We start from the raw sequence: 3025 nt of genomic DNA on the forward strand, positions 1-3025 counted from the left end.
GCATGACCGAGGAGAGTTCCGTGTCGAACAACCTGCGTGAGCAGATCCAGCAACAAATAGCGGCTTTTGGTGAGCTGGTCGAGGCCCATCTCAGTGCCTGGTCTAAGGCACGCACGCCTGTGGAGTTCCGGGAAATGGAACTGGACGTGGCGAAGCGGTGTCGGCAGCTCAGCGACGGGATTGTTTTGCCTCAGCCCCGGCGCCCCAATGGGGCTGCCCCGACTTCGATCGGTTCACCCTCATGGCTACGTGTGTTCCGGGCGCTCCCGGAGAGCAGCAGTACCTGCGAGCGCGGGCGTCGCTCAGGACCGAGGTCGGTGTCGTAGACGAGGAACAGCTCGCGATGTGCTGGTCGGGCCCCAATAACATCAACAACTGCAAAGCGATGTGGTCTTCCCTTACGCCGTTCACAGCGAAAGGTGGTGGCACGTCCAATGCGGTCAATCTCGATGTCAAGTGCAATGCGTTCGAACAGTGGTATCTTCACTTGGCGGTGCGATCGCCAAGCGGATTGGGAAAGATCCCTCCGATTCTCCCCGGTAACTGGAACGAGATTTGCGACACATACTCTCTGTCCTATTCGATCGTGCAGACCAGCGACGGGTACGTACCGGGCAACCCGAGCACCGACCCTGTCAACCCCTAGCTCCCAGTACCGACCTTACCCGCAGGTGCCCTCGATATGATGCGTTTGGATACCCTTGAGCATGCGTCGAGATGGATGATGGCGGTCTGGACATCCATGGCCCTGGCCGGCTGCGGCGGCAAGACCATTGACCCGGGAGCCCGTGGTGGTGGCCCCGGGGCAACAGGTGGCATCGCGGCGGCAGGGCGGAACGGCGGGGGGGCGGCGGGGCAGGCTGGCGGCCTGGCGGGAGGTGGGGGCACGCCCGCTGCCGGTAGCCTCGGTGGCGGTACAGGGGCCGGAGGTGCCGGGGTTGTTGGTGGCCAGGGCGGTACTGCTGGCGCGGCGGGACAGGCCGGTGTAGGCGGCCAGGCTGGTCTTGGAGTCGCAGGTGGTCAGGGCGGCGGTGGTGGTCAGTCTGGTTTTGGGGGTATGGGTGGCCAGGGGCTGGCCGGGAGCATCTTGGGTCTTGCGGGTATTCTTGGTTGGGCCGGGGACTTTGGTACGGGGAATGAAGGCTGCGGGAGTCGAGGCGTCTGCACCATGCATCAAGATTACCCAGGTATCCGCTTTTGCACCCGGCCGGGCGAATATTTGCCTCCCCGTTGTTTTGGTCCGTACTGCATCGGCATGATGGGCAGATGCCTCAACGGAGGCTGCGTCAGGCTGTGTCGCTAGTGAAGCGAGCCAGGTTGAGGGCAGAGGTGCTGCCTTTGGCGGCACTGCTCGCACTGTACGCTTGCGGTGGGGGACGGACTGGGGTGGACCTGGCCAGTGCCGGCCGGGCGAGCGCTGGGGGCGTGGACGGCGGAAACGCGGGTGAAGGCGGCATTCTGGCTGGGGCTGGAAGCGCCAGACGTGGGAGCGCCGGGGCCGTGGGCGGTGGGAGCGCAGGCGCCGGGGGTAGCGGTGGCGCAGGCGCCGGCTGCGAGCCGGGCCGTGGCGACTGCGACGGCAATGGCACTTGCGAAACCAACGTGCATCGTACGGTCGAACACTGCGGCGCCTGCAACGCGCGCTGCGATTACCCCAATGCGCAGGAGGTGTGTGTTAGCGGCGTGTGCACGCTGATCGGGTGCCCCGAGGGGCGCTACAACTGCGATGGTAGCTCGCTGAACGGCTGCGAATCGAGCCGTGTCTGTAACGGCATCGGCGGCCCGGGCTGCCCGCCGGGCCGGGCCGACTGCGGCTACCCTGCGGGCAGCTGCGCCATCGACCTGCTGACGTCGTCCGAAAGCTGCGGCAGGTGCGGTCGGCTGTGCAGCCCCGTGGTGGATTCGGGCCGCGCCCATTGCATCAGCGGCCAGTGTACGGTGACCTGGTGCCCGCGGGGTCGCTTCGACTGCAACGGCGACCCATTCGACGGCTGCGAGCATCGGGGCGTTTGCGGCAGCGTTGCTGGAGCGGGAGGCTCGGCGGGGGGCCAATCCGGCGCCAGTGGCCAAGCGGGCGTGGTCTGGACCGCGGGCGTCACAGGTCGAGCGGGAGTGACGGGTCAGGCTGGTGCTGCGGGCAGCGCGGGTGTCAGCGGCCAATCCGGTGCGACGGGGCAGGGCGGGGCAGGGCATATCGGCGGTGCAGGATTCGGTGGCATGGGCGGCATGGGCGCTCCGATGGGCGGCATGGGCGGCGCGGGGGTCATGCCCGTCTTTTCTCCCTGCCCGCCGCCGGCAGCCTGCATCCCCTTTGACGGCGCCCCACGCACTTGCGCGATACCGCCGGCGTCCATGCCTCCAGAGTGTAACACCGCGGAGTGCTTCCAGATCGGGGGTAGGTGCCAATACATCCTGGGTCGCCCCTGGTGTTACCGGCCGTGCATGTAGCTCCTTTCAGCGTTGGCGCTTCGGCCGATCAGAGAAGCGTGCACTTGCACGCCCGCGACAGCATTACCGGGTGCGGTCCTCTAGCGATGGCTGCATGAGCTCGATGAATCGACTCCGAACACTGCTTCTGATTGTGTTTTGCGGGCTTCAAGCGTGCGGCCGCACAACGACCGAAGGCGGCGGGAGCGACGCGGGCGACGCGGGGACGGGCGGTACGGACAGCGCATCCGCGGGCCAGGATGACTCAGGCGCCGTCCAGGGCGGTCTGGGCACACCAGATGCCGCGGTCGCTGGCGAAGGGGGCGGCGTTGATGCGAGCGGCGCCGGGGGTCGAGACGGCGGGGACGCTGGCAGCGCCGGAACGGCCGGGGGCGCTGCTGCGGTCGGGGGCGAGCTCGTGTGGGCCAAACGCGCGGGCGGAAGCGCTGAAGACTTCGCCCTTTCTGTCTCGGTCGTGCCGGATGGCTCTTCGTTGGTCGCGGGCTACTTCAGGGATACGGCGACCTTTGGTCCCGGCGAGCCGATGGAGACGGCGCTCATCTCCACGGGCGAGTTCGGCCTGTTTGTGGCGCGCTAC

4 protein-coding genes are annotated in these 3025 nt (G+C 67.3%); 3 read left to right on the plus strand and 1 reads right to left on the minus strand.

The features are described 5' to 3' along the window. The first annotated feature begins 241 nt into the window (after nucleotides 1-241). Nucleotides 242-646, plus strand: a complete 405-nt coding sequence (locus tag MJD61_10070; GenBank protein ID MCG8555615.1) for a hypothetical protein — start codon at nucleotides 242-244, stop codon at nucleotides 644-646. 15 nt (nucleotides 647-661) lie between these two features. On the opposite strand, the gene MJD61_10075 is transcribed toward MJD61_10070, so the two are convergent. Then, nucleotides 662-1177: a hypothetical protein gene (locus tag MJD61_10075; GenBank protein MCG8555616.1), complete on the minus strand. Its 516-nt coding sequence runs from the start codon at nucleotides 1175-1177 to the stop codon at nucleotides 662-664. A gap of 89 nt (nucleotides 1178-1266) precedes the next feature. On the opposite strand from MJD61_10075, the gene MJD61_10080 reads away from it, so the two are divergent. Together MJD61_10080 and MJD61_10085 are read left to right on the plus strand one after the other, a co-directional pair. Further along, nucleotides 1267-2448, plus strand: coding sequence for a hypothetical protein (locus MJD61_10080; GenBank protein ID MCG8555617.1), 1182 nt, complete (start codon nucleotides 1267-1269; stop codon nucleotides 2446-2448). A 94-nt stretch (nucleotides 2449-2542) separates the two neighbouring features. Beyond that, nucleotides 2543-3025, plus strand: a 483-nt coding sequence (locus tag MJD61_10085) for a hypothetical protein (protein MCG8555618.1), incomplete at its 3' end; no start/stop codon positions are given.

It is taken from the genome of Pseudomonadota bacterium, assembly GCA_022361155.1.
Lineage (GTDB): Bacteria > Myxococcota_A > Polyangia > Polyangiales > JAKSBK01 > JAKSBK01.

What these genes read in the sequence shown, in the direction of transcription:
- MJD61_10070 (MCG8555615.1), top strand. Translation starts at nt 242, where the DNA reads ATGGCTACGTGTGTTCCGGGCGCTCCCGGAGAGCAGCAGTACCTGCGA.
- MJD61_10080 (MCG8555617.1), top strand. Translation starts at nt 1,267, where the DNA reads ATGCCTCAACGGAGGCTGCGTCAGGCTGTGTCGCTAGTGAAGCGAGCC.